Here is a 24263-nt window from a genome sequence, read left to right as displayed (position 1 = left end):
AAAACAATATAAATTGCATTATTAATTTAACTCCAGCAGACTCTTTAACGTTTCAAGTCCCTTTAATATATCATCTATTTGTCCAGGATCAGCCCCTGCCAGTTTTTTCTCAAGATTTTGTTCTATTATTCTGTGGAAATCACCATGCATCATCCTTCGGCATTTTTCAGAAAAAGATACATGCACAACACGCCTATCCTTTCTGCTCCTTACCCTTTCTACATAGCCCTGATTTTCAAGCCTGTCTACAATACCTGATATAGTGCTGTTAGAGAGGCTTAATTTTTCACTTAACTCACTAATCCTCATGCTCCCATACTTGCTTAAGGTTGCCAGAACCATTATCTGTGGGGTGGTAAGACCCGTCTCGTCAAACATCTGCTTAATGCTCTGTTTCATAAGCCCATTGATTTCCTTAATTAAAAGTGATATCCGGGTTCCTTTGTTATTTTCCATTATATTAACTCCTCTTTATCAATCTGTCTAAATATTTCGTATATAAATATTTCGCATACGAAATATTTATATTATACTACCCTTTTTTTTTAAAATCAACATATATCATATAAATACCTATTGATGATCCAAAAGTAAAAATTGTATAAGCATCTGTAATACATTTCATTTCAGCGCAAACAGTAAAATACCTTATAAAACAATACCTGATGATAAATAATAAAAGCAGAGTTCTTTTTTTCTGAATAAAAGGACACTTTTGATATTTGATTTCTACCCGGATTAAAACTATAATTATACAAAATTCATTTATTCTATCGGTATAGGCTATTAAGTATATTTTATGGAGGAATATGTTATGAATACAAATAAGCTTACTGCATATGTTGGTACATATACCAACGGTGAAAGTAAAGGAATTTATAGATTTACAATGGATGCATCATCAGGAAAAATTGAGGATGTCAGCCTTGCAGGTGAGATGGAGAATCCTACATACCTTGCAATAGACAAGAATAATAAGCTCCTCTATTCCGTAGCAAAGGTTGGGGACGGTGGAGGAGTAGCTGCATTTAAAATAAAGAATTCAGGCGACCTTGAATTAATAAATTACCAGGTTTCACAGGGAAAGCCGCCATGCTATGTAGGCCTTAACAGTAAAAATGAATATGTATTTTCAGCAAACTATCACAGGGCAACTATTGAAGTATTTCCGGTAAGGGAAGATGGAGGAATTGATATCCCTTCATCGGTTATAACCCATGAAGGCTCCGGCCCAAACAAGGAAAGGCAGGAAAAGGCTCATGCTCACTATGCAGCCTTGACCCCCGATGAAAAATATCTCTGCGCTGTAGATTTAGGTATAGATAAGCTTGCTGTTTATAGTTTAAACAGGGGAAGTTTGTCAGAGGCTAATGGTCTTTCCCTCTCGCTAAGGCCTGGATGCGGACCAAGACATCTGGCTTTCCACCCAAATGGTAAATTTGCATATATAATAACAGAGCTCAGCTCTGAGATTGTAGCATTAGAATACTCCCCTTCAGATGGCTTTAAAGAAATACAATACATTTCAGCCCTTCCTGAGGGTTTTAATGGTGAAAACCTGGGCAGCGCTATTTATGTATCACCTGACGGGCGTTATTTATATGCATCAAATCGCGGCCACAACAGCATAGCTATCTTTAGAATAGATATAACCTCGGGAAGGCTTGAGGTTGTCGGCCATGAATCAACGGGTGGTGAACATCCAAGGGATTTTGCAATAGACCCAACAGGGAAATTCCTCATAGCAGCAAACCAGGATACAAACAATATAGTTCCATTTTCGATAGATAATTCAACTGGAAAGCTTACAAGAATAGGGGACTCCATTTCAATACCTAATCCAGTGTGCATAAAGTTTATAAATATTTAGCCAAAAATAATATAATGATAGTAAAAGCCTTCCTTAAAGCTTATTTTGATCAGGAAGGCTTTTTGCAGTTGTGTTATTATATAGTTAACAGTACATTTTGGGAGGGATGCCTATGAAATTAAAAACAGGGTTTATTGGGTTTGGCAAAAGTACAAACAGATACCATCTTCCCTATGTCCTAAAAAGGGAAAATATTGAGGTAAAGAAGATATATAACAGAACAAGGAAGGAAGAGCTTGAAAACAAATATAAAGACTATGATATAGAGTTTACTAACGACTTAAACAGCTTGCTTGAAGACAAGGAAATAAAGCTTGTTACAATATGCACTCCCCACAGCACTCACTTTGAATTTGCAAAGCTGTGTTTAGAGCACAATAAAAACGTTTTAATCGAAAAGCCGTTTGCAACTACATTAGAGGAAGCAAAGGAGCTTTTAAACCTCGCTAAAGATAAGGGGCTTATCATAATGCCCTATCAGAACAGAAGGTTTGACGGCGATTTCCTGGCCCTAAAGGAAGTTATTAACAAAAAATATGTAGGCGACATCGTAGAAATCGAATCACACTTTGATTACTACAGGCCGGAATCCCCCACTTATAACGGAAAATATTATGATGGATCCTTCTTCGGACTTGGTGTACACACAGTGGATCAAATTGTATCAATCTTTGGAAGACCTAAAAAGGTATACTATGACATAAGGGCCATAAGAAATAAAAACAATCCCGATGATTATTATCATGTTGAACTTTTCTATGACAGCTTTAAGGTAATACTTAAAACAAGCCATCTGGTTAAATCCCCTTATCCTAAGTTCATTCTTCATGGAACTAAAGGAAGCTTCATAAAGTACGGTATAGACAAACAAGAAGAATGTTTAAAGGCTGGGATCATGCCCTGGGATGAAGGCTTTGGGTTGGATCCGGAGGAACTATATGGAAAGGTTACATATGTCGATGAAAACGGACAGGATAAGGAAATTACAATAAAAACTCCACTTGGAGATTACGGAAGGGTTTATGACAACCTGTATGACGCTATAATTAACGGAAAAGATAAACTTGTAAAGGACGAAGAAATACTTACGGTTATAGAAATACTTGAAAGTGGTTTTAAGGGTGAAAATCCAAAGATTTATAAGTTTGAATAATTAGGGATGGAATCATCCATCCCTTTTGTCTAATAATCTCAATCTATATAAGCATCTACAACCTTAGCCACATAATCATCCATTCCCGATTTTGTTAGAATCACAACAGATTGTCCTCCACTACCAGTAATTTTAGCGCAATATGCTTCTGCTCCATCCCTGTCAAGACTCTTATCCCTCATTACGGTTATTTTATCCCTATTTACAACTCCATAATCCTCAAGCATTCTTTCAACCCTATTTTCCACATCCCCTGTGGGGCATTCAAGGGCTTTTATTCTTTCAACTGCATCTTCAATCCTTCCCATATTCTTGTCCTCCTGATAAGCTTACTTTTATTCTTATTATCTCCTTTCCCCTGTCTTTAATTCTTAATAATATACAGCTTTTACTCTATAATCAGCTCTATAGGACAATGATCTGAACCAAAAACGTCTGAATGAATATCAGCGCTTACGAGCCTATCCTTAAATCTTTCGGATACACAGAAATAATCTATACGCCATCCAGCATTATTAGCCCTTGCATTGAATCTATATGACCACCAGGTATAGGCTCCTTCCTTATCTGGATAAAAATAGCGGTAAGTATCTATAAAACCTTCATTTAAAAGCTCAGTAAATTTATTTCTTTCCTCATCTGTAAATCCGGCATTTTTCCTGTTGCTATTTGGATTTTTAAGGTCTATTTCCCTATGGGCAACGTTTAAATCTCCGCATAAAACTACAGGTTTAATCATATCAAGTTTTTTTATATAGCCTCTAAAATCATCTTCCCATTTCATTCTATAATCAAGCCTTGCCAACTTTTCCTGGGAGTTGGGAGTATATACCGTTACAAGATAAAAATCTTCAAATTCCAGCGTAATAACTCTTCCTTCCTTATCATGCTCCTCTATATCTATTCCGTAGCTGACATTTAAAGGTTTAATCCTGCTGAATACAGCTGTTCCTGAATATCCCTTCCTCTCTGCATAATTCCAGTATTGATTATACCCCTCAAGTTCCAAATCTATTTGACCCTTCTGCAATTTGGTTTCTTGAATACAAAAAATATCTGCATTTATCCTATTAAAATACTCCAAAAAACCCTTTTGAACACAGGCCCTAAGACCGTTAACATTCCATGAAATTAATTTCATTATATCGTCCCCTTGCGTTTTAATAATTCTTTTCTATTAAACTAATTTGCTATTTCATCCTAAACCCCTGTTTTTCAAGAAAGCCTTTCATATGGGGTCTAATTACTTTACTCATCATCTTTGCCATCATTCCGGTCCAAGTATCTTCTCTTTTTCCATCGGTTCTCTCCAAATAGTATTCTTTGACGATTTCATCGTAGGCCCTAAGCCTTTCTTCATCTCCCTCAATGGTGTATTCATCCACCTTTAAAACTAAATCCATTGGAAGCCTTGGCTTGGTCCCTGGATTTTCATCTGGATACCCCAGGCACATTCCAAATAGAGGATAAGCATTAACAGGTATGTTTAAAAGCCTGCTCACTTCATCAGGATTATTTCTAATACCACCTATGTAAACACCTCCAAGGCCCATTGATTCTGCAGCAACCATTGCATTTTGGGCAGCCAGGGCAGCATCTACCGTTGCAGTGATGAAGGATTCAGTATAACCCTCCACCATTTCCACCTTGTTCATTTTGCAGGCTAACTTGTGCCTGTTAAGGTCTGCACAAAAGACAAGGAATAGCGGGCACTCTTCAACATAGGACTGCTCTCCGGCAAGCTTTGCGATTTTCTTCCTCTTTTCCCTATCCTCAACCCTGATAATCGTATAGGCCTGTATGAAGCTTGAGGTTGATGCGCTTTGGGCAGCTTCAATTATAGCCTTAACCTTATCCTCCTCAACGGGCTTTTGCATATATTTTCTGATAGACCTGTGGGATTTTAAAAGATTTATTACATCGTTCATACCATCGCCTCCTATGATTTTAAAAATATGATATATAAGTTTATAGCTTATTCTATTTTTTTATATTATACCACTTAACTATTTTTACCGCTAAATCATATACAGAATAGGTATCAAGGGTTTCAACGTTAAAATTTAAGCCAGAAAGAAATCGTATAACAGTACATGGAAACAGTGAGAATAGAATTTCTCCAAATGCGATAACAACTCCTTATGACTTTGCATCCGGTCAATTTTACTCAACATTTAATCATATTCATTTGCACAATTTACTCAGAGTATATAAAATAAAAACAGAATAACTAAAAATTAAAATCCCAGAAAGTAAAAATATATGGAAAATAAGTTAACATATAGAGGTTCGGAAAAGGAATAAAATATACTAATAATTATGAAGGTTGGTGAGATCAAATAGTATGTTAACAGATGGGACAATAAAAAAAGAATTAGAAGCATTGAAAAGTGATTTAATTCACTCGATCAAGGAATTAGTAAGTATACCCAGCATAATCGATCAAAATTCAACAAAATATCCCTTTGGCGAAAATATTGATAAGGCATTGAGAAAGACCCTGGAAATATGTAAAGGATTAGGATTTAGAACCTATTATGATCCGGAAGGCTATTATGGATATGCTGAAGTTGGTCAAGGAGACGAACTGATAGGTATATTAGGACATCTTGATGTTGTCCCTCCTGGCAGTCTTGATGTTTGGAAGCACGATCCCTTTGATCCCGTGATTGAAGATGGAAGGTTATATGGAAGAGGAACTCAGGATGACAAGGGCCCCATTCTTGCATGTGTGTATGCTGCTAAAGCCCTCATGAACCTGGGCGTAACATTCAATAAAAGGCTTAGATTTATCTTTGGAACTGACGAGGAAAGCCTGTGGCGTGATATGAAAAAATATATGGAGAAGGAGGAAAAACCAACAGCAGGATTCACGCCTGATTCCACATTCCCCCTTATTTATGCAGAAAAAGGCCTGCTTCAGATCGTTTTGGAGGGAGAAAACGAAACTAACCTCCTTCTAGAAGGAGGTAATGCCTTTAATTCCGTACCGGACAACATCGTTTATACCGGAGATAAACAAGAAGAATTGAAAGCCAAACTCATAGAGCTGGGATATGAATATGAATATGAATTGAAAGAAAAAGGTGTAAAAGTATTAGGAAAATCTGCCCATGCACAGGTCGCAGAAAAGGGCATTAATGCAATAAACAGACTTGCAATAGCTTTGAAGAGCATAGGGATTACTTCTAAAGCTATTGAATTCATTGTTGGTGAAATTCAGGAAGATCCTTTCGCTACAAAGATTTTTGGCACCTGTGAAGATGAGGATTCCGGAAAGCTTAAATTCAATATTGGAAAGATAAGCTTAAAGGAAAAGGAAACCCTGTCCATCGACATTCGTATTCCAGTGACGATAGAAAAAGATGAAATAGTAAACAAGATAAGCAGAGCAGCCAATAAATATGGCCTGGCTTATAGAGAATATGACTGGTTGAAACCAATCTATATCCCGAAGGATCATTTCTTAGTTCGCACCCTTCTTGGTGTATACCGGGAGGTAACAAAGGATATGGTTTCCGAGCCTATATCCTCAGGAGGAGCCACCTATGCAAGAGCAATTGATAATTGCGTAGCCTTTGGGGCAGTTCTACCGGGTAGAACAAAGACAGAGCACCAGCCCAATGAGCATATTGTATTGGAGGATATGTTTATTGCTTTAGAAATATATGCTAAGGCGATATATAAGTTAACTTGTTGTGATAGTTCAGGGGCTAAGGGGCGATAAAAAATATATGAAATTCACATTTTTCAAATCCTGAGCCTTAGAACTTCTTTTGCTAAGCGTACTGGTGAATGAAATATGTTTTTTATTGCAGCGCCTTTCTGTAAATTTATCTAGAAAAACGAGTTAAGTTAGTAGACTCGAAATTAATAATATATAGAGCTGTGACAAAGTCATGAAATTGCCTTTGTCACAGCCTAATTTTTATGACTAAACTCTTTAACGCTCCATTTCCTTACTCATTTTCTGCCGAGCTACTAAATAAGACTATTTTACGCTTGCAATGGTATTTTATTTTGCAATTTTTTCTAGAAGCAAGGCCATATTTTCTCCAATAGATTTCATATTTTGCATACCTTCTTCATCCTTCTCAACTTCACCAATTTCTTTTCCATAGACCATATTCCAGTAAGTTCCGCCCACCATATACATCTGCATGTAGTGTAAGAAATAATTCATTGTATTAAAAGCATGGATTGCTCCTCCTCGGCGAACCGCCACAACAGCAGCTCCTACCTTGTGCTTAAAAAGCCCATTATTAGCACTTGCTACCATGCCTACTCTTTCTAAAAATGCTTTCATGTTGGCTGAGACATCGCCAAAATATACTGGCGAACCTAATATAATGCCATCTGCTTCGATCATTTTGGCAATACAGTTATTTATAATATCATTTTGAAATACGCATTGATTATTTTGATTTCTAAAACATCCTCCACAGCCGATACAGCCCTGAATATTATTACCAGCAAGCTGTATCATTTCTGTTTCTATACCTTTCTTTTTTAATTCATCGAAAACACGCCCAATGATAATAGAAGTATTGCCATCCCTACGTGCACTTCCATTAATACCTATTACTTTCAATGTACAAACCCTCCTAATTTCAATAAACTTGTTAATTTAACTCGTTGTGCTAGTTTTATTTTCAAAAGACGCTGTGATAAAAAATATATTACTCTCACAACTACGCTTGTGCACAGAGGTTCTAAGGCTCGGGACAGCTGACAAGCCAAGTAAGCTTTTAAAACTCGCTTAGCTCAAACAAACGAAAGTTTTTGATTTTTCAAATCCCGAGCCTTAGAACTTCTTTGTTAAGCGTACTAGTGAATGAAATATATTTTTTATCGCAGCGTCGATCTGTATATGCTTTCCACTTATAATCCAATGAACTTTTCAGAGTAGCACAACAAGTTAAGTTACATCCCAATAAACAACTCGTTTTTCATGGGAAATCTAAGTAGTTAGACAACTTAACTTTATTTTAACTTTATTTTTATTAACTTGAATAATATAGATTAAACATATAAGATATAACTATAGGTTATATCTGAAGATGGAGGTGCCCTATGCTAAGCATAGAACAAATTAAGTATTTTTTAGCAATCGTAGAATATGGAAGTTTAAATAAAGCCTCACAATATCTATTTATCTCGCAGCCCGCCCTTACTAAACAATTGAGTCTATTGGAAAAATCCTTGGGCTGTTCCCTATTATTAAGAACTCCAACTGGAATAAAACTTACGCCTGCCGGTAGATATTTCTATGAACGTTGCAATTTAATAATGGAAACAATAAACGAAACAATAAAGCAGATAAAATCATTTGATAAAGAAAATGTTATAAGAATTGGCGGTCTGCCAAATTTAATAACATATTTTTTACCTAAATATATCGAGAAGCTTAAAATGATGAATTATGAAGTTTATATAGAAGCTATGCATACTAATTCTCAGTTGATCAACAGTGTAAGGAATGGCTTTTTAAATATTGCTTTTGTATCCGATGCTGTACAAGAATCGGATATTGCCATTGTTCCATTAGTGGTAGAGCCATTTTTCGTGGTTATGTCAGCTTCTCACCCTATGGTTAAAACTGAAGAAATTGATTTTTTATCTGTAGTAAAGGAAAAGTTAATATTATATAAAGCCCCCTGCCCCATAAGGGCTGCTATCCGCAATCACTGCAGCTTAATGGGTGTTACACCAAATATAACACTTGAATTGGAACTAACCGAGTCGTTAATTAATTATGTAGAAAAGGGATTTGGCATAACCATAGTACCTAAAATGGTAGCAGATAGCATGAGCAGCCAAGGAGTTATAGCACGAGAAATCAAAAAATTCCCTCTGCACAGAGTTGTATCGGCTGTATTGAAAAAGGATTGCGTGTCTTCCTATAAATCGCTCCTGTTTGATATCTAAACGTAAGCGTAAATTAATCCCCACCTATTATATAGATGGGGATTAATTTATCATTATTCTACATGCAGCTAGCCCTTAAACCCGGACAAGAACCTTCGTAGATGCTTACTTGCCCTTGTTGTTTGATAATCGTAGAGCACAATAGGCTACCTCCCATTCCCGGTACGGAATATCCACATATATGAAATAGTTCCTTCTAAGGGACCCTCCTCATGAACCATCCAATTGGTAAGAGTCTTACAGGACAGATCTATTCCAAGGAGTATAAACTTCTGCCTATACAGGGGCATGCCGTTTCGTATTTTTCACTCATAACATATACCATTACTAGCGAAGCTAAACCATCAATGGATTTACGCAGGTCAGTTGAGCCGCATGCAAGATAAACTCTATCAATTAAAGTATTATTTATCATCGCGAAGACAATACCCGTATAACATCTGCAAACATGGCTTTGTCAAGGCCTTGGCACACCAGGCTGATGCACTAATGCCAACTGATGAAACACCGTATGAGCTGAAAGCCTCATATAGAGTGTAAGGATGGAAAAAAGAGAAGGATTATACTAAACCTTTAATGAATATTTTTGTACACAAAAACCTATAATAAAGATGGTATTATCCTATTTGATAAGATGAAATTTCCTCAAAGCAATTGTAAAAAAACACTTATAGAAGGCTTGTTAATAAAAAGAGATAAGTCTCCTTGATTATTTTTTCAGCATGCTGAGGGGAATTTCAATATTAGGTATAGACGCTGCATCGTTCCTGTTATGAATATAATTTGCAACTGCACCTAATATATAAAGCCAAAAGGCATTAGCCAGTTCTTCCGGGTCACCTTCACGAAATTCGCCATTTACCTGTCCTTGACGTATTATAGGAGCCAGCCATTTTTTTGCAAAATTAGTGCGGAGAAAATTCTCATTCATGTCTGTGGGAAGCTCTCCTTTTATAAAAGTTGCGATATATATCCTCATGGGTGGAATATAGTCTTTGGTTGTAGAAGTAATTTTAAGCCCAAAATTTCTTAAGGAATCCGTAGGGGTTGGCCCGTTTAAAACCTCTGCAAGGCAGGTTTCTATATATTCTGTAATAGCTTTAAAAATATCTATTTTCGAAGGAAAGTATTTGAATATAAGAGCTTTGCTTACACCTATAGCCTGAGCTATATCACTTACACGAGTATTAGAATATCCTTTTTCGTCAAATAACACCAATGCTGCATCCAATATCTGTTTACGACGCTCGGCACGTATTCTTTTACTTTTTTTTGCTGATGTAGGCATAATATTCTCACCTGTTTTCTATAATATATAATATTTAATTATATCAGTTGATAACATTTTATCAAGAAAAAACTTTAAAGCTTGACCAGCGGGTTACTGGTTGGTATAATAAACTTAAGTTGACCGATCGGTTACTTTTTATTTTTTAAAATACATTGTTAAATAATATACAAAGGAGAGGTTTTTTATGTCAGTCAAAACTCTAAATTCAAGTCCTGTGTTTGCTCCAATCTCAATAGGCAGCATAAAGCTTAAAAACAGATTAGTTGTTTCTCCTATGGTTACAGTGTTCTGTGACCCCGACGGCTTTGCAACAGAGCAATATATCGCTTATCATGAGGCTAAAGCAAAGGGCGGTTGGGGACTCATTATAACAGAAGACTATGCCGTTGACCCTCTGGGCAGAGGTTTCTGGACAGCAGGTTTATGGAAAGATGAGCAAATGGAAGGACATGCAAGACTTACACAGCGTGTTCACCAACATGGCGCTAAAATCGTAGCACAGATTTACCATGCAGGACGCCAAGCTTCATATGATGTTATCGGACAGCAGCCTGTTTCCGCTTCACCTATACCATGCCCTGTTATGGGATATATACCCCGTGAGCTTACCATCCCCGAAATAAAGAAAATAGTATCCGAATTCGGTGACGCAGCCCTCAGAGCAAAAAAATGCGGTTTTGACGGCGTCGAAGTTCACGGAGCTCACGGCTATCTTATAGCTCAATTTATGTCAACTTATTCAAATAAACGTTGCGACGAGTATGGCGGGCCTATTGAAAATCGTATGCGCTTCCCTCTTGAAATTATTGCAGATATTCGTAAAAAATGCGGAAAAGACTTTACAGTTATATTCCGTATATCAGGTGACGAATATGTACCAGGAGGACGTACAATTGAGGAAACAAAGCTTATTGCAGCAATGCTTGAAAAAGCAGGTGTTGATGCTATACATGTTTCCGCAGGTGTATATGGCAGCACATGGGCTGTAATTCCGCCTCTTAATGTGACTAACGGCTGGATTGTAAACCTCGCAGAAGAAGTTAAAAGGGTTGTAAATATACCAGTTATAACAGTAGGACGTATAAATGACCCTCGCATGGCGGAAACTATATTGGCATCAGGCAAAGCTGACCTTGTAGCAATGGGTAGAGCTTCTCTTGCTGACCCTGAGCTTCCAAACAAATTTGCTGAAGGCCGCTACGATGATATAAGACATTGTATAGGCTGCCAGCAGGGATGTCTTGCAAGACTGTTCAATAATGAGCCTATTCGCTGTGTAGTAAATCCAACTTTAGGATTTGAATATCTCAATGAAACAAAGAAGGCAAAAACCCCAAAGAAAGTAACAGTTGTAGGTGGGGGTCTTGCAGGTATGGAAGCAGCAAGAGCTGCAGCTTTAGCAGGTCATAACGTGACTCTTTATGAAAAATCTGACAAACTGGGTGGGCAGTTCGGTCTGGCTCCTATCCCTCCATTTAAAGGCAACATGGCCTATCTTCCATCATGGCTGGCAAGGCAAATTAAAAAACTTGGTATAAATATCAAACTTAATACGGAGTATACTCCTGCTGTTTGCGATGAAGAAAAGCCTGATGTAGTAATAATAGCCACAGGTTCTACTCCTTCAAAGCCTCCTATTCCAGGTATAGATGGTTCTAACGTAGTGTTTGCACAGGATGCACTGGCAGGAAAAGTTACTGTTAAAGGAAAAGTTCTTGTAGCAGGTGGCGGCATGATCGGTTGTGAAACGGCTACTCATTTTGCTATGCAGGGTAAACAGGTTGCTATTGTAGAACTTCTTCCTGAAATAGCTACTGATGAAGAAAGCACACGCCGCGAATTTCTTCTTAACTTTATAGAGCAGAAAAAAATTCAGGTAATGAAAGGCACCAAAGTAGTGGAAATAAACGAAAAAGGTGCAAGGCTTGAAAAAGACGGAGAAATTTTTGATTTTGATGCTGATACAATAATCCTTGCGTTAGGTGTAAAGCCAAATTCTTCCCTTGCAAAAGAACTCGAAGGCAAAACCGAAGTCAAAGTAATCGGTGACGCCTTAAAAATACGAAACGCTCTTGATGCGGTACGTGAAGGGTTCCTTGCAGGTATGAATGCTTAATTCTTAAAAGACCACTAAAAGACAGGAAATCCATAGACGCAAGCAAGCTGCACTTTGATGAAAAATAATAAAATACTTACTAGATGATGATACCCCCTCCAGATAATCCTGGAGGGGGTGTCAGGTTCATGACAAGTGTATTCTTTATTTTCCCTCTCTGATAAATGTGATATATTCCCCTTCATAGATAACTCTATTTTTCCTTGGCATTTTATTTTTACCTTGAATATTCTTTATCTAAATATTTAACATTAATAAAAATAAAAAATATTCATAGAAAAAGTATTTCTATGAATATAAATATCAATTTGTCACTTGTCACGAGCCTAATATCTATCTCCCGCTATTTATGATACGGCTCCCCCTTCAAAATTTTAAACCCCCTGTATACCTGCTCAAGAAGTATAAGCCTCATAAGCTGATGAGGAAAGGTCATTTTTGAAAAACTGAGTTTATAGTTCGCCCTGTTTAAAACCTCCTTTGATAATCCAAGGGAGCCACCTATTACAAAGGCTATGCTGCTGTTTCCCGATAGTGCAAGCTCACCCAAAAGTCCTGATAGTTCCTCAGATGACAGCATCTTGCCCTTAATATCAAGGGCAATTACATACGCACTTTCCCTAATATGCTTTAATATGCCCTGTCCTTCCTTTTCCTTTATCTGCTCCTCTTCTCTTTCGGACAGGTTTTCAGGAGCCTTTTCATCGGGAACCTCAATGATATCTATGGAGCAGTATCTGGTAAGCCTCTTTTTATATTCCTCTATTCCTTCCCTTAAATATTTTTCCTTAAGTTTTCCTACTGAAATAATGGTTATGTTCATTTCATCCTCCACTTACAATTAAATTCTTTTTAAACTTAAGCCATATCCTGTTATCTCTACACGCCCTATAAAACAAGCGGTAACTCCATATGGAAATTACCGCATATTGCTAATATTATTTTAATGTTACATCAACCACTGTTTCTCCACCAAGGGGCCTTTTTATTCTTACTTTGACTGTACTCCCTACCCCAGCCTTATAAAGGGCCTCCTTAAGACCTATCATTGTGTTTACAGGCTCATCGTTTACAGATAGTATTATATCTCCTTCCCTGATTCCTGCCACATCTGCAGGGCCTCCTTTGGTAGTGCTGGTTACAAATATACCTTTATCAATGATTTTATTATCATAATATCCAGCCATCTCCCTATCATAACCGGTTATTCCAATGGTTGGTGCAGTAAAGCTCCCCTTTTCCTTTATGCTTTTCACAACGGGCTTTACTATATTAACTGGCACTGCAAAACCTATTCCCTCTGCTGATGTAGCCTTTACAGTATTTATGGCAATAACCTCTCCCCTTATATTTATAAGGGGCCCACCGCTGTTTCCAGGGTTTATGGAGGCATCCGTCTGAATTAAATCCTCCATAAGGTTTCCGTCTACTTCAATCGTTCTGTTTAGTGCGCTAATAATACCTGCCGTTACAGTTCTCTGAAAGGCAAATCCAAGTGGATTTCCTATGGCAATAGCCTGTTCTCCAATCTTTACATTTTTTGAGTCTCCAAGGGCTGCAGGCGTTAAATCACTTCTATCTATCTTAACAATTGCAAGGTCAAGAACAGGATCAGCCCATACTGTCCTTCCCGACACTTCACTTCCGTCATAGAGGGAAACAGTAATATTTTTCTTTTCCATACCCGCAACATGATTGTTTGTGAGTATATATCCTCCGCTATCTACAATTACTCCTGATCCAACTCCCTGAATTTTGCCGTTTCCAAAAAAGCTTCTATTAACTTCAACAGTTTTAATTCCAACTACAGAAGGAATAACCTTATTTGCAGCAATACTTATATCCGACACACCAACATTTTGAACAAGCTGTTGCTGCTGGGGCTGCGTCTGCTGCTGTGATGGGGCCGGCTGGTTAAATTTAGTAAAAAGTGCAGATGGGCCAAATATTAAAATAAGAAACGCCCCTATAATAGCCCCGAACAATCCGGATACAAAATAGCCGAAAAAGGATGGTTTTCTCATCTTGAAATCATTACTATTCATGGATTTCCTCCTATTTTATGATTTGAATCCTCCCCACCCTGTCTCTATATGCAAGATCGATTTCAACATCCTCTCCATCCCTTACACCATTCATCTGCAAAATGGACAACACCGTTCTATATGCAAGCTCCGGATAGTTGTTTGTCTTGCTTAAGTGTCCCAGAATAACCTTTTTTATTTTACTATTTAATATTTCAACTATGGTTTTACCTGCATCCTCATTTGAGAGATGACCTGAATCTCCTAAAACCCTTCGCTTTAGAGGATATGGGTATGGTCCAACCTTCAGCATTTCAACGTCATGGTTTGACTCAAGAAGTATTAGATCCGAATCTTTTATGTTGTTCTTCACTCCTTCACTGGCATGACCGATATCAGTAGCTATGGAAATTTTGTTTTTGCCATGGACGAAACTGTAGCCCGTTGGATCCGCAGCATCATGGGGAATTGAAAACGGTATAACGGTTAAATCCTTTATCTCGTACGGAACGTTTGACTCAAATACCTTTATGTTTTCTTCTCTTATATCCCCAATGAAGTCTATCATAGCTTCCCATGTTTTAGTATTTGCATATATCGGGATATTAAACCTCCTGGATAAAATCCCTGCAGATTTTATATGGTCGTCATGTTCATGGGTAATTAAAATTGCATCTACTTCACATGGATTTACACCTATTTCCTTAAGTCCATCCTGTATCTTCTTGCCGGACAGCCCTGCATCAACTAAAATTTTTGTTCTTTCCGTTGCAACATAAAGGCTGTTTCCGCTGCTTCCACTATAAAGCGAACAAAACTCCATTCACATTCTCCTTTCAATATTCCATTATTTCACAGGATGACAAACACAAATAAGAATGCATCTTAAATCGCAAAAGGGCTTAAGGAAATTAAGGTACAAGCCTCTATCCCTATATTTTTATATCCTTTTAATATTTGCACCGAGGCTTCTTAGTTTTTCCTCTATCTTCTCATATCCTCTGTCTATATGGCTTATATTGGTAACCGTTGTATATCCATCGGCCACAAGACCTGCAATAACCATGGCAGCTCCAGCTCTGAGGTCAGTTGCCATAACCTCGGCACCGGAAAGCTTCTCAATCCCTTCAATAACCGCTATTCTTCCTTCAACCTTTATGTTTGCTCCCATTCTCTTAAGCTCATCCACATGTTTGTATCTTGCTTCATATATGCTTTCATTCATTATACTTCTTCCCTTTGAAATGGATAAAAGCGTTGTCATCGGCTGCTGAAGGTCCGTTGGAAATCCTGGATATGGAAGTGTCTTAACATTTACACCCCTTGGCCTTTCAGTGCAGATTACCCTTACGCTGTCCTCTCCCTCTTCTACATTGACGCCCATCTCAATGAGCTTTGCAGTTATTGATTCAAGGTGTTTTGGTATTACATTACACACAGTTACATCTCCACCTGTAGCAGCCGCTGCAATCATATATGTTCCTGCTTCAATCTGATCCGGTATAACCGAATATGAGCATCCTTTAAGATGCTTTACACCTGTTATTTTTATAACATCAGTACCCGTTCCCTTTATGTTTGCCCCCATTGAATTTAGAAAGTTTGCAACGTCTACTACATGGGGTTCCTTTGCAGCATTTTCAATTATTGTAACTCCATCGGCCTTAGTTGCCGCAAGCATTATATTTATGGTAGCACCAACGCTTACAACATCAAGATATATATTTGCACCTTTAAGTCCATTTTCCGTATAAACCTTTATAATTCCATGTTCTATGGTAACCTTTGCTCCCATAGCTTCAAAGCCCTTTATATGCTGGTCTATGGGTCTTACACCTATATGGCATCCACCAGGAAATACAACCTCTGCTTTTCCGAACTTTGCAAGAAGAGCTCCAAGAAGATAGTAGGATGCCCTCATCTTTCTAACTTCTTCACTACCTGCTATGTGGGACTTTACACCACTTGGATCTATTTTAATATGTCCTTTTCTATCCTTTGAAATTTTAGCTCCCAGGCTTGTTAATATACTCTCATAACACCTAATATCCTCAATTTCAGGCAAGTTATCTATTTCACATATTCCCTCATCTGCAAGTATTGCAGCCGGCAGTATCCCAAGGGCTGCATTCTTAGCTCCACTTATATAAACCTTTCCAGCAAGTCTTCTTCCACCTTCAATTAAAAGCTTATCCATAAACGCACCCATCCTTTTCTAAACACATCTATATTCAATAATGAAAGTATCCATTTTAATATCACAGTCTTTATTATAACATTTATATCCCCTATATGTAAAACATACCTCTATTTTTTTCGATAGCATTTTTTTACATTTTAAACATGATAAAATTATAACTAAATAGAAAAGCAAATGTAAAATATTGAAAATATTTATTGGATATTATAAGATAAAATGATGGAGGTGCAAGAATGGATTTTAAGCAAATAGAAGCTTTTATAAACGTAGCTAAATACAGAAGCTTTTCAAAGGCTGCTGAAGCAATATATCTTTCACAGCCCACGGTAAGCGCCCACATATCATCACTTGAAAATGAATTAAATGTTAATCTTTTTGATAGATCAGGTAAGGAAGTTAAGCTCACATATGCAGGCTCAGTTTTTTTGGAGTATGCAATAAACCTTATAAACATCAGAAACTCTGCCATTACTACTCTAGCAGATCTGGATAATAAAATATCCGGAAAGCTTGTTATAGCATCCAGCACAACGCCCTGCAGATTTTTGCTGCCGTCAATACTCAGCAGTTTCCATAACGATTATTCTAATGTAACCTTTGACATAAAAGAAGAAAGTACAAGAAACGTTATTGATCTTATTTTATCTGGAAATGCGGATATAGGGATAGTAGGGGAAATAATACATGATAACAAACTGTCATATGTAAAGATAGGGGACGATAAACTGGTGCTTATAAGCAACAATAAGGAACTTCCTGAGAATATTGCCTTTGACAGGCTTTTAAAGGAGAAGTTTATACTCAGAGACAAAGGATCTGCCACCCGAAACGTTTTTGAAAAATCCCTTGAGCTTCATGGAATATCTCTAAACAAGCTAAATATATTTGCCGAAGTAAGCAGCCTTGAAGCGGTACTTCAGCTTGTAAAATACAACGTTGGCGTTTCCATAGTATCAGAGCTTGCTTGCCAGGATTATATAAAAGCAGGGCTTATAAGGAAGCATAATGTAATAAATTTCAATATTACAAGGGGAATATACCTTGTTGCTCATAATAAAAGAACTCTGTCTCCATCAACAAAGGCCTTTTATCAGCATGTAGTATCCAAGCTTATTAACAATAATTCATAAAATATTTATAAAGTTTTGATTGTTTTTTTGCCAATAAGATAATAAAATAGTATTTGCATAATTTTTTAGCAGGGAGGTATTAACATACATGGGTGAAATTAAAAATAAAATACATAAACTCTCCTGCAGGCTGAATGAAATGCTAAGATACGGTATAAAATCAGATGAATACGACGAAGTTTTAAGATTAAGCTAGGAACTTGACAGACTCATAGTTACCTATACAAGACTTTCGCTGCAGATCAAATAAAAAAAAGCCAATCGATTGGCTTTTTTTTATTTAATGACATCCGCTGCACCCTGAGCAGCTTCCAGAGCAGCTTGAACCCTTGCCGTAGTATTTTCCTTTATATATTCTCTCAACCTTTGTACTTCCACATTTTGAACATGCAACGCTAATATTTTCTCCATTTATTATTTCAAAGAATTCATTTCCACACTCCTTGCATTTGAAATCGATGAGCGCCATGTTATTCCCTCCTTTTAATAATTATATCACGAAATTTTTAATTTTGTCACACAATAGAAATGAGTGCATATAATATAATGCATAAAGGTTTTGAGGTGATAATATGCGGCTTTTTGGATTTGGCGGCAAAATTGATAAAAACATAAAGCCATATTTGAATATAAATTCAAGACGAGCAATTCCAGTTATTTTATGTTATAAAAGTAATTTTAAACTAATTAAAAATAAAATACTTTCAGCTGGAGGAAAAATAAAATATGAATATCAAAATGTAAATGCTGTATCATGCGAGCTCTCCCCCTTTTCAATTGACAAAATATCAGAAATTCCCGAAGTATCCTTCATATGCTTTGATTATAAGGCCTCCCTATGTCTGAGAAAATCTAAGGATATGTTAGGAATTAAGCATGCAACTACATTCAATTTAACAGGAAAAGGCATAGGGATAGGCCTTGTGGATACAGGGATTTATCCCCATCCTGATTTAACAGTTAGAAGAAATGCGATAGCTTTTTTTAAAGATCTTATAAATGGCTATAACAGCCCTTATGACGATAACGGCCACGGTACGTTCATGGCAGGCCTTATTGCTTCCTCAGGTCATATGTCTTCTCAAATGTATACCGGAGTTGCTCCTGGTGCAAATATACTTTGTATTAAGGCCTTCGATTCAGCCGGAAAAGGCTTTGTTTCAGACATAATTAAAGCTATAGATATACTAGTATCTGTCAAAGATACGTACAATATGAAGGTTCTGTGTCTTCCCTTTGAACTTCCCGGTTTAGAGAAGCTTAAGACAAATCCCATGGAGGATATAATAAAAAAAGCTATATCCCTTGGTATAACAGTTATTGCTCCTGCAGGAAATCTCGGCCCGCAACCCTACAGTATATATTTCCCGGGAAATATAAATGAAGTTATAACCGTTGGAGGAGCATCTACTTTAGATGGAAATATAAAAAATATAAGTATATGCAGCTTTTCAGGAAGAGGCCCCACCCTTTCGGGCCTTGCAAAACCCGACATTTCTGCTCCAGCACATAACGTTATATCCCTCTTATCAGATACTTTATATACACCTTCAGAAAGAAAGAATGTAAGCCTCAAAACCTACTACACAACTATGTCGGGAACTTCCATTTCATGCGCACTTATATCGGGAATTTGCACCCTTATACTTGAAAAAACGCCGGGCCTTACTCCTCAGGATTTAAAATCTATTTTATGTCTCTCCACCATAAGCATAGGAGAGAATAAATTTTCCCAGGGTAAAGGTCTTTTTATTTTTGATAAAATAATAAAATAAGGAGGAAAAATTCCTCCTTATTTTAAATAGCTTAATGGATTTTGAGGTACTCCATTTTTTCTTACTTCAAAATGCACGTGGGGTCCTGTTGATCTTCCCGTATTTCCACTTAAAGAGATCTTCTGTCCCTTTGAAACCATCTGTCCCGGGCTTACAAGAAGCTTACTGTTATGGGCATATAAAGTTTCGTATCCATTACCATGGCTTATTTTAACCAGATAACCATATGACCCATTCCATCCTGCGAAGGTAACCGTTCCACTGTCTGCCGCTGCTACGGGGGTTCCAACAGGTGTTCTTATATCAACTCCTGTGTGTAAACGCCCCCATCTTCGTCCAAATCCTGATGATATCTGACCTCTTGAAGGCCACCCGAAACGCCCTGAAGCTGCCGAAGCCACTAAAGTTCCTGAGTAGTTTCTTGTTGGTGCCTTCGAACCCGTAACTACAACCTTATCAACCGCCGCAGTTATGATATTATTTTTTAAAACCTCTTCCTTTACCAAACTGTTATTTAACAAGGTTATCTTCTTTTCAACATGGGCTAATCCGTATTTTCCTTCCTGTTTAACCTTTGTTGTTCCCCTAGCAAGGTTTTTATCAGTTATTGTCTTCGTTTCAAAAGGTATTTGTTCATCCGAAGAAACTGCTGCTTCTATTTCAATGTTTATATATGGAACAATGGCATTTAGTTTTATTTCCTGATTTATCTTTATCTTATCGAGATCAATATCAGGATTTGCTTCCTGAATGTCTTCAATTTCAACATCGTTTTTAAGTGCAATATCCCATATTGTATCTCCCTGTTGTACTACATACTTCTTTTGTTCATTTTTACCAGCCATAATCTTTTGTACTGCACCATTAATATCAAGTACCTCACTTGGATTAGCAAGAGTATCCTTAGTTTCAATATTTTCCTTTATCTTACTTGATAATATTGATACAGTAGCGTCCTTATACTGCGGAATGTAATTCTGTTTAACTTTCTCTAAAACCTTATCCACATCTTCCTTCGAAGGGAGCTTAACCACTTCTTCTCCGTTTGCATACATTGCAACCGCCGGCATCTTAAGTTTTAAGCTTTGCCTTGCAATCCTTTCAATCTCATAGCTCGATAAAAGCTTCGATGAAACATCCCTGGTTTTTTCAGCGGTAACGCTTTGAGTTATGTCAATGCCATCGGTAGATTTGATTTTTTCAATAACCTCATTAAAGGTTTCGAGATTTTGTACATAGCCAATTGAATTGTTATTAATCTTAACTATGTATACTGTGTGACTTTTTATATATATATAAAGTACCATTACTGTAACTGCTAGTCCAAATAATGTTCCTAATAAAACACTATAACCAATTTTCTGACGTATTTTTCTGATTATACTGGAAATTTTAGCGTAAAAAATTTCAGTCGGCTTATTCAATAGTTCGCCTCCTTTCTCTAAATTTGTATATAATATAATATACAATAAAGTCAGAAAAAATGCAAGTTTGCCTAACTTCTGATTATCGTATTGAATAATTAAATCTATTTTATTAAATATTTAAAGTATTTTTTATTACATATTTTATAAACAATATATCATAAATAACATCTTTTACTATATTATACAATTTTGCTGTTATTGAGGGGCATACTATATTTTGTTATAATAGTTAAATGAATTCATTAAAACCGATATGTTTTATAATTCTATTTGAATTTTTATCTTTTTTGAATGATATATTTTTAAAAATTGATTTACTTTTCTTTTATGAAAAAACTCAAGGAAGTGATGCTTATGTCCTCTGTTAAAATAAAGATACCGCCAATGGGCTTTACACCTATTGATAACGCCTTTATAGACAAATATCTTTCAAAAGCAAGGGGAGACTTTATAAAGGTCTACATATACTGCCTCAGAGTCGGAATGGAAAACAGGGACATAACAATAGAGGAGATAGCCTCCGCCCTGTGCCTCCTTGAGACCGACGTTATAAAAGCCCTTGAATATTGGGAAGAAGAAAAAATTATACACTTAAGCCCTGAAGGGTTAATAGAGATATTCTCAGTTAATTCCTTCGAATCACAAAACTTCAACCTTCTTTTTAATAAGCAGATTAAGGAGATGTTTGATGATATAGAAAAATTAATTGGAAGGCCTTTATCCTCCAAGGAAGTTTCTGTTTATATGAATATAATTGAGGATTTTAAATTTTCTCCTGAAATGGTAACGCTTCTGGTAGAATACTGCAGCTCCAAGAATAAAACTGATATAAGATATATTGAAAAGGTTGCCCTTGCATGGCATGACTCAGGGGTTAAAAGCTATGAAGATGCCCAAAACCATATAACAAAGCATGAGGAAAAATGGGTAAAATATAGAACAATCCTTAACTATCTTGGCATTAAAGACACAGATATATCAAAACCCCAGGAGGAAATACTTGAAAAATGGCTCTTTAAATATAACTTCTCACTTGATATCATATTTGAAGCTGCAAGGATATGTATTATGAGAATAAACGAAGCTAACTTCAGCTATATAGATGCCATACTAACCGATTGGTACAAAAGCGGATTCAAAAGTATTGATGATATTAAAAAACACAACAAAAAAAACAAAAATACAAAACGAAACAACTCAAATCCATTTGCAAACTATGGCGGTCAAAGGCAGTACGATATAAATGAGCTTAAAAAACAACTATTAGGAAGGGGTGATAGGGATGAGTGATAAATATACCCTTGAGGTGCTTAAAGAGTATGAACGCCTCCAGGATGAAGCCAAGAACAAGCAGAGACAGAGGCAGATAGAAATTTACAACAAATTTCCAAGGATAAGGGATATTGATAATGAAATAGCAAGGACAGGTTTTGAAATAGCCTCCTCAATTTTTAAGGGAATAGACATAGAAAACTACATAAAGGAGCAAAAAAAGCGAATAACAGATCTTAAAATAGAGAAGGCAGAAATACTATCTTCCCACAACTATCCTGTAGATTACCTTGAAATTCAATATAAATGCAATAAGTGCAAGGATACAGGTTATATAGGAAATGAAAAATGCAGCTGTTTTAAGCAAAAGCTCATAGACAGACATTACAAGCAATCAAATCTGAGAGACATACTTAATGAAGAAAACTTTGATACCTTTGATTTCAGCCTGTATTCCGATCAGAAATATAAGGATGAGCCTCTTTCTCCAAGAAAAAACATAGAGGAAATATTTACAAGATGCGTTAATTTTACTAAAAACTTTGATAATACAAATGAAAACCTCTTCTTCTTCGGAGGTTCAGGCCTTGGAAAGACCTTTCTTTCAAACTGTATTGCCAAGGAGCTTCTTGATAAGGGAAAGGTTGTAATTTATCAAACTTCATCAAATCTCATTCAGATTTTAAGAAGTTTAAGGTTTGAAGATAATGCACCTAAGGATCAGATTGAAGATTTCATCGAATGTGACCTTCTTATAATAGACGATCTCGGAACCGAGCCCAACACACCCTATGCGCAGTCGGAGCTTTTTAATATTATAAACACAAGAATAATCAAGGGAAAAAAGATACTTATATCGACAAACTTCCCACTTGAGGATCTGCTCTCAATCTATCCTGAAAGGATCACCTCAAGAATACTAGGTCATTTTACGATATGCGAATTTTATGGTGATGACATAAGAATAAAAAAGAGCATAAACAAAAGAAAAGCCCGTGCATAACGGGCTTTTTTCTACAAGTAACACGAAGGTCATTAATCCTTCTCAGCCGTCCGCCAAATGTGAATTTCACGCGTTGTGCTACTCTGAAAGATATTTTCATTCATATTGGTGAACAATTATTCATCTGCAGCTAGTTTTATTTTCAAAAGACGTTGTGAAAAAAATATATGAAGCGAACTATTCTAGCGAGCAACTAGAGGTTCTTGGCGAGTGGGTAGCTGAGAAGTCAAAGTAGAGTTCGTGGTGTTTGAGCTAAGCGAGTTTTAAAAGCTTACTTGGCTTGTCAGCAGCCCGAGCCTTAGAACTTCTTTGCTAAGCATACTTGTGAATGAAATGTATTTTTTATCGCAGCGTCGATCTGTAAATATTTTCTATTTTTATTCCAACGTACTTTTCAGAGTAGCACAACAGATTAATTTCATATATTTATATCTTCACTACTTCTCAGCAAAAGAAGAGTACAATAGGCTAATGCTTCTGCAAGTTTGTAACGAATCGGAAATGGAGGTAATGAGTGAAAAATAAAAAAGATAAGGAAAAACTCCTTATCTTTGTTGTGGAGCCGGCTATAGGACTTGAACCTACAACCTACTGATTACAAGTCAGTTGCTCTGCCAATTGAGCTAAGCCGGCATTATTGGCGACCTAGAAGGGGCTCGAACCCTCGACCTCCGGCGTGACAGGCCGGCACTCTAACCAACTGAGCTACTAGGCCGTATGAGATTGGATTTGGTGGGCACAACAGGGCTCGAACCTGTGACCCTCTGCTTGTAAGGCAGATGCTCTCCCAGCTGAGCTATGCGCCCATAATGGTGACCCCTAGGGGACTCGAACCCCTGTTACCACCGTGAAAGGGTGGTGTCTTAACCACTTGACCAAGGGGCCATGCTCTTCTATCAGGCTTTCATCGCCCCGACACTTGTATATAATACAGGATTTTTGCCAAACTGTCAACACATTAAAATATATTTTTTTGAGGCTTAAATTGCAATATTAAATGCAACACTTAGTGAAAAATCATGTTGAATAGGGTAAGATAGCCCATACTTAACCTTAAGCCCATCTTAATTACTA

General features: G+C 36.9%; 21 protein-coding genes, 4 tRNA genes and 1 pseudogene. 9 read left to right on the top strand and 17 right to left on the bottom strand.

Annotation, left to right across the window (positions count from 1 at the left end; all coding sequences use genetic code 11):
- Positions 1–21: 21 nt before the first annotated feature.
- Positions 22–456 (bottom strand): MarR family winged helix-turn-helix transcriptional regulator, encoded by a 435-nt coding sequence (locus EDD71_RS01290; protein WP_133626936.1) that lies wholly within the window; start codon positions 454–456, stop codon positions 22–24.
- A gap of 358 nt (positions 457–814) precedes the next feature.
- On the opposite strand from EDD71_RS01290, the gene EDD71_RS01285 reads away from it, so the two are divergent.
- Both EDD71_RS01285 and EDD71_RS01280 read left to right on the top strand, forming a co-directional pair.
- Complete coding sequence (locus EDD71_RS01285) at positions 815–1870, top strand: lactonase family protein (RefSeq protein WP_133626935.1); 1056 nt, start codon at positions 815–817, stop codon at positions 1868–1870.
- A 112-nt stretch (positions 1871–1982) separates the two neighbouring features.
- Complete coding sequence (locus EDD71_RS01280) at positions 1983–3023, top strand: oxidoreductase (RefSeq protein ID WP_133626934.1); 1041 nt, start codon at positions 1983–1985, stop codon at positions 3021–3023.
- 38 nt (positions 3024–3061) lie between these two features.
- Here EDD71_RS01280 and EDD71_RS01275 read toward each other — a convergent pair whose 3' ends face one another.
- From EDD71_RS01275 to nfsA, 3 genes are all read right to left on the bottom strand, one after another.
- Positions 3062–3331, bottom strand: coding sequence for a hypothetical protein (locus EDD71_RS01275; RefSeq protein WP_133626933.1), 270 nt, complete (start codon positions 3329–3331; stop codon positions 3062–3064).
- A gap of 80 nt (positions 3332–3411) precedes the next feature.
- Positions 3412–4164 carry an exodeoxyribonuclease III gene (locus EDD71_RS01270; RefSeq protein ID WP_133626932.1) on the bottom strand — a complete coding sequence of 251 codons (753 nt, stop codon included), beginning with the start codon at positions 4162–4164 and terminating at the stop codon, positions 3412–3414.
- 49 nt (positions 4165–4213) lie between these two features.
- Complete coding sequence (gene nfsA, locus EDD71_RS01265) at positions 4214–4951, bottom strand: oxygen-insensitive NADPH nitroreductase (protein ID WP_133626931.1); 738 nt, start codon at positions 4949–4951, stop codon at positions 4214–4216.
- Between the two features lie 416 nt (positions 4952–5367).
- Between nfsA and EDD71_RS01260 the strand changes: the two genes are divergently transcribed.
- Complete coding sequence (locus tag EDD71_RS01260) at positions 5368–6750, top strand: M20 family metallopeptidase (protein ID WP_133626930.1); 1383 nt, start codon at positions 5368–5370, stop codon at positions 6748–6750.
- Positions 6751–7038: 288 nt separating this feature from the next.
- Here the strand turns inward: EDD71_RS01260 and EDD71_RS01255 are convergent, their stop codons facing one another.
- Complete coding sequence (locus EDD71_RS01255; RefSeq protein ID WP_133626929.1) at positions 7039–7614, bottom strand: flavodoxin family protein; 576 nt, start codon at positions 7612–7614, stop codon at positions 7039–7041.
- Between the two features lie 482 nt (positions 7615–8096).
- Here EDD71_RS01255 and EDD71_RS01250 point away from each other — a divergent pair, with 482 nt between their 5' ends.
- Positions 8097–8951: a LysR family transcriptional regulator gene (locus EDD71_RS01250; RefSeq protein ID WP_133626928.1), complete on the top strand. Its 855-nt coding sequence runs from the start codon at positions 8097–8099 to the stop codon at positions 8949–8951.
- Between the two features lie 71 nt (positions 8952–9022).
- Here EDD71_RS01250 and EDD71_RS15630 read toward each other — a convergent pair.
- Positions 9023–9276: pseudogene (locus tag EDD71_RS15630) on the bottom strand (IS66 family transposase); the annotation flags it as partial.
- Between the two features lie 384 nt (positions 9277–9660).
- Positions 9661–10239 carry a TetR/AcrR family transcriptional regulator gene (locus EDD71_RS01245; protein WP_133626927.1) on the bottom strand — a complete coding sequence of 193 codons (579 nt, stop codon included), beginning with the start codon at positions 10237–10239 and terminating at the stop codon, positions 9661–9663.
- A gap of 187 nt (positions 10240–10426) precedes the next feature.
- Here EDD71_RS01245 and EDD71_RS01240 point away from each other — a divergent pair, with 187 nt between their 5' ends.
- A complete protein-coding gene (locus EDD71_RS01240) occupies positions 10427–12358 on the top strand; it encodes an oxidoreductase (RefSeq protein ID WP_133626926.1) in 1932 nt (643 codons plus the stop codon).
- Between the two features lie 343 nt (positions 12359–12701).
- Here EDD71_RS01240 and rlmH read toward each other — a convergent pair whose 3' ends face one another.
- The 4 genes from rlmH to EDD71_RS01220 form a co-directional block, all read right to left on the bottom strand.
- The gene (gene rlmH / locus EDD71_RS01235) at positions 12702–13181 is read right to left on the bottom strand and encodes a 23S rRNA (pseudouridine(1915)-N(3))-methyltransferase RlmH (protein WP_133626925.1); all 480 of its coding nucleotides are present in this window, start codon (positions 13179–13181) and stop codon (positions 12702–12704) included.
- A 115-nt stretch (positions 13182–13296) separates the two neighbouring features.
- Positions 13297–14403 carry a S1C family serine protease gene (locus EDD71_RS01230; protein WP_243116357.1) on the bottom strand — a complete coding sequence of 369 codons (1107 nt, stop codon included), beginning with the start codon at positions 14401–14403 and terminating at the stop codon, positions 13297–13299.
- 10 nt (positions 14404–14413) lie between these two features.
- The gene (locus EDD71_RS01225; protein ID WP_133626924.1) at positions 14414–15205 is read right to left on the bottom strand and encodes an MBL fold metallo-hydrolase; all 792 of its coding nucleotides are present in this window, start codon (positions 15203–15205) and stop codon (positions 14414–14416) included.
- Positions 15206–15322: 117 nt separating this feature from the next.
- Positions 15323–16579 carry a UDP-N-acetylglucosamine 1-carboxyvinyltransferase gene (locus tag EDD71_RS01220; RefSeq protein ID WP_133626923.1) on the bottom strand — a complete coding sequence of 419 codons (1257 nt, stop codon included), beginning with the start codon at positions 16577–16579 and terminating at the stop codon, positions 15323–15325.
- A 236-nt stretch (positions 16580–16815) separates the two neighbouring features.
- Between EDD71_RS01220 and EDD71_RS01215 the strand changes: the two genes are divergently transcribed.
- Complete coding sequence (locus EDD71_RS01215; RefSeq protein WP_133626922.1) at positions 16816–17712, top strand: selenium metabolism-associated LysR family transcriptional regulator; 897 nt, start codon at positions 16816–16818, stop codon at positions 17710–17712.
- A gap of 280 nt (positions 17713–17992) precedes the next feature.
- Here the strand turns inward: EDD71_RS01215 and EDD71_RS01210 are convergent, their stop codons facing one another.
- Positions 17993–18181 (bottom strand): FmdB family zinc ribbon protein, encoded by a 189-nt coding sequence (locus EDD71_RS01210; protein WP_133626921.1) that lies wholly within the window; start codon positions 18179–18181, stop codon positions 17993–17995.
- A 103-nt stretch (positions 18182–18284) separates the two neighbouring features.
- Between EDD71_RS01210 and EDD71_RS01205 the strand changes: the two genes are divergently transcribed.
- A complete protein-coding gene (locus tag EDD71_RS01205; RefSeq protein WP_133626920.1) occupies positions 18285–19487 on the top strand; it encodes a S8 family serine peptidase in 1203 nt (400 codons plus the stop codon).
- A 17-nt stretch (positions 19488–19504) separates the two neighbouring features.
- Here the strand turns inward: EDD71_RS01205 and EDD71_RS15890 are convergent, their stop codons facing one another.
- Positions 19505–20911, bottom strand: a complete 1407-nt coding sequence (locus EDD71_RS15890; protein WP_133626919.1) for a peptidoglycan DD-metalloendopeptidase family protein — start codon at positions 20909–20911, stop codon at positions 19505–19507.
- A gap of 330 nt (positions 20912–21241) precedes the next feature.
- Here EDD71_RS15890 and EDD71_RS01195 point away from each other — a divergent pair, with 330 nt between their 5' ends.
- A complete protein-coding gene (locus tag EDD71_RS01195; RefSeq protein ID WP_243116356.1) occupies positions 21242–22204 on the top strand; it encodes a DnaD domain-containing protein in 963 nt (320 codons plus the stop codon).
- Positions 22197–23189, top strand: a complete 993-nt coding sequence (locus tag EDD71_RS01190; protein WP_133626918.1) for an ATP-binding protein — start codon at positions 22197–22199, stop codon at positions 23187–23189. Before EDD71_RS01195 ends, EDD71_RS01190 begins: the two co-directional genes overlap by 8 nt.
- A gap of 557 nt (positions 23190–23746) precedes the next feature.
- On the opposite strand, the gene EDD71_RS01185 is transcribed toward EDD71_RS01190, so the two are convergent.
- From EDD71_RS01185 to EDD71_RS01170, 4 genes are all read right to left on the bottom strand, one after another.
- A tRNA-Thr gene (locus EDD71_RS01185) sits at positions 23747–23822 on the bottom strand.
- Positions 23823–23827: 5 nt separating this feature from the next.
- Positions 23828–23904, bottom strand: a tRNA-Asp gene (locus EDD71_RS01180).
- Between the two features lie 15 nt (positions 23905–23919).
- Positions 23920–23995, bottom strand: a tRNA-Val gene (locus EDD71_RS01175).
- A gap of 4 nt (positions 23996–23999) precedes the next feature.
- Positions 24000–24074, bottom strand: a tRNA-Glu gene (locus tag EDD71_RS01170).
- Between the last annotated feature and the right edge of the window lie 189 nt (positions 24075–24263).

The sequence above is a fragment of the Fonticella tunisiensis genome (assembly GCF_004364155.1).
In the GTDB taxonomy this organism is placed as follows: Bacteria; Bacillota; Clostridia; order Clostridiales; family Caloramatoraceae; genus Fonticella; species Fonticella tunisiensis.
This window is presented reverse-complemented; position numbering and strand designations above follow the sequence as displayed.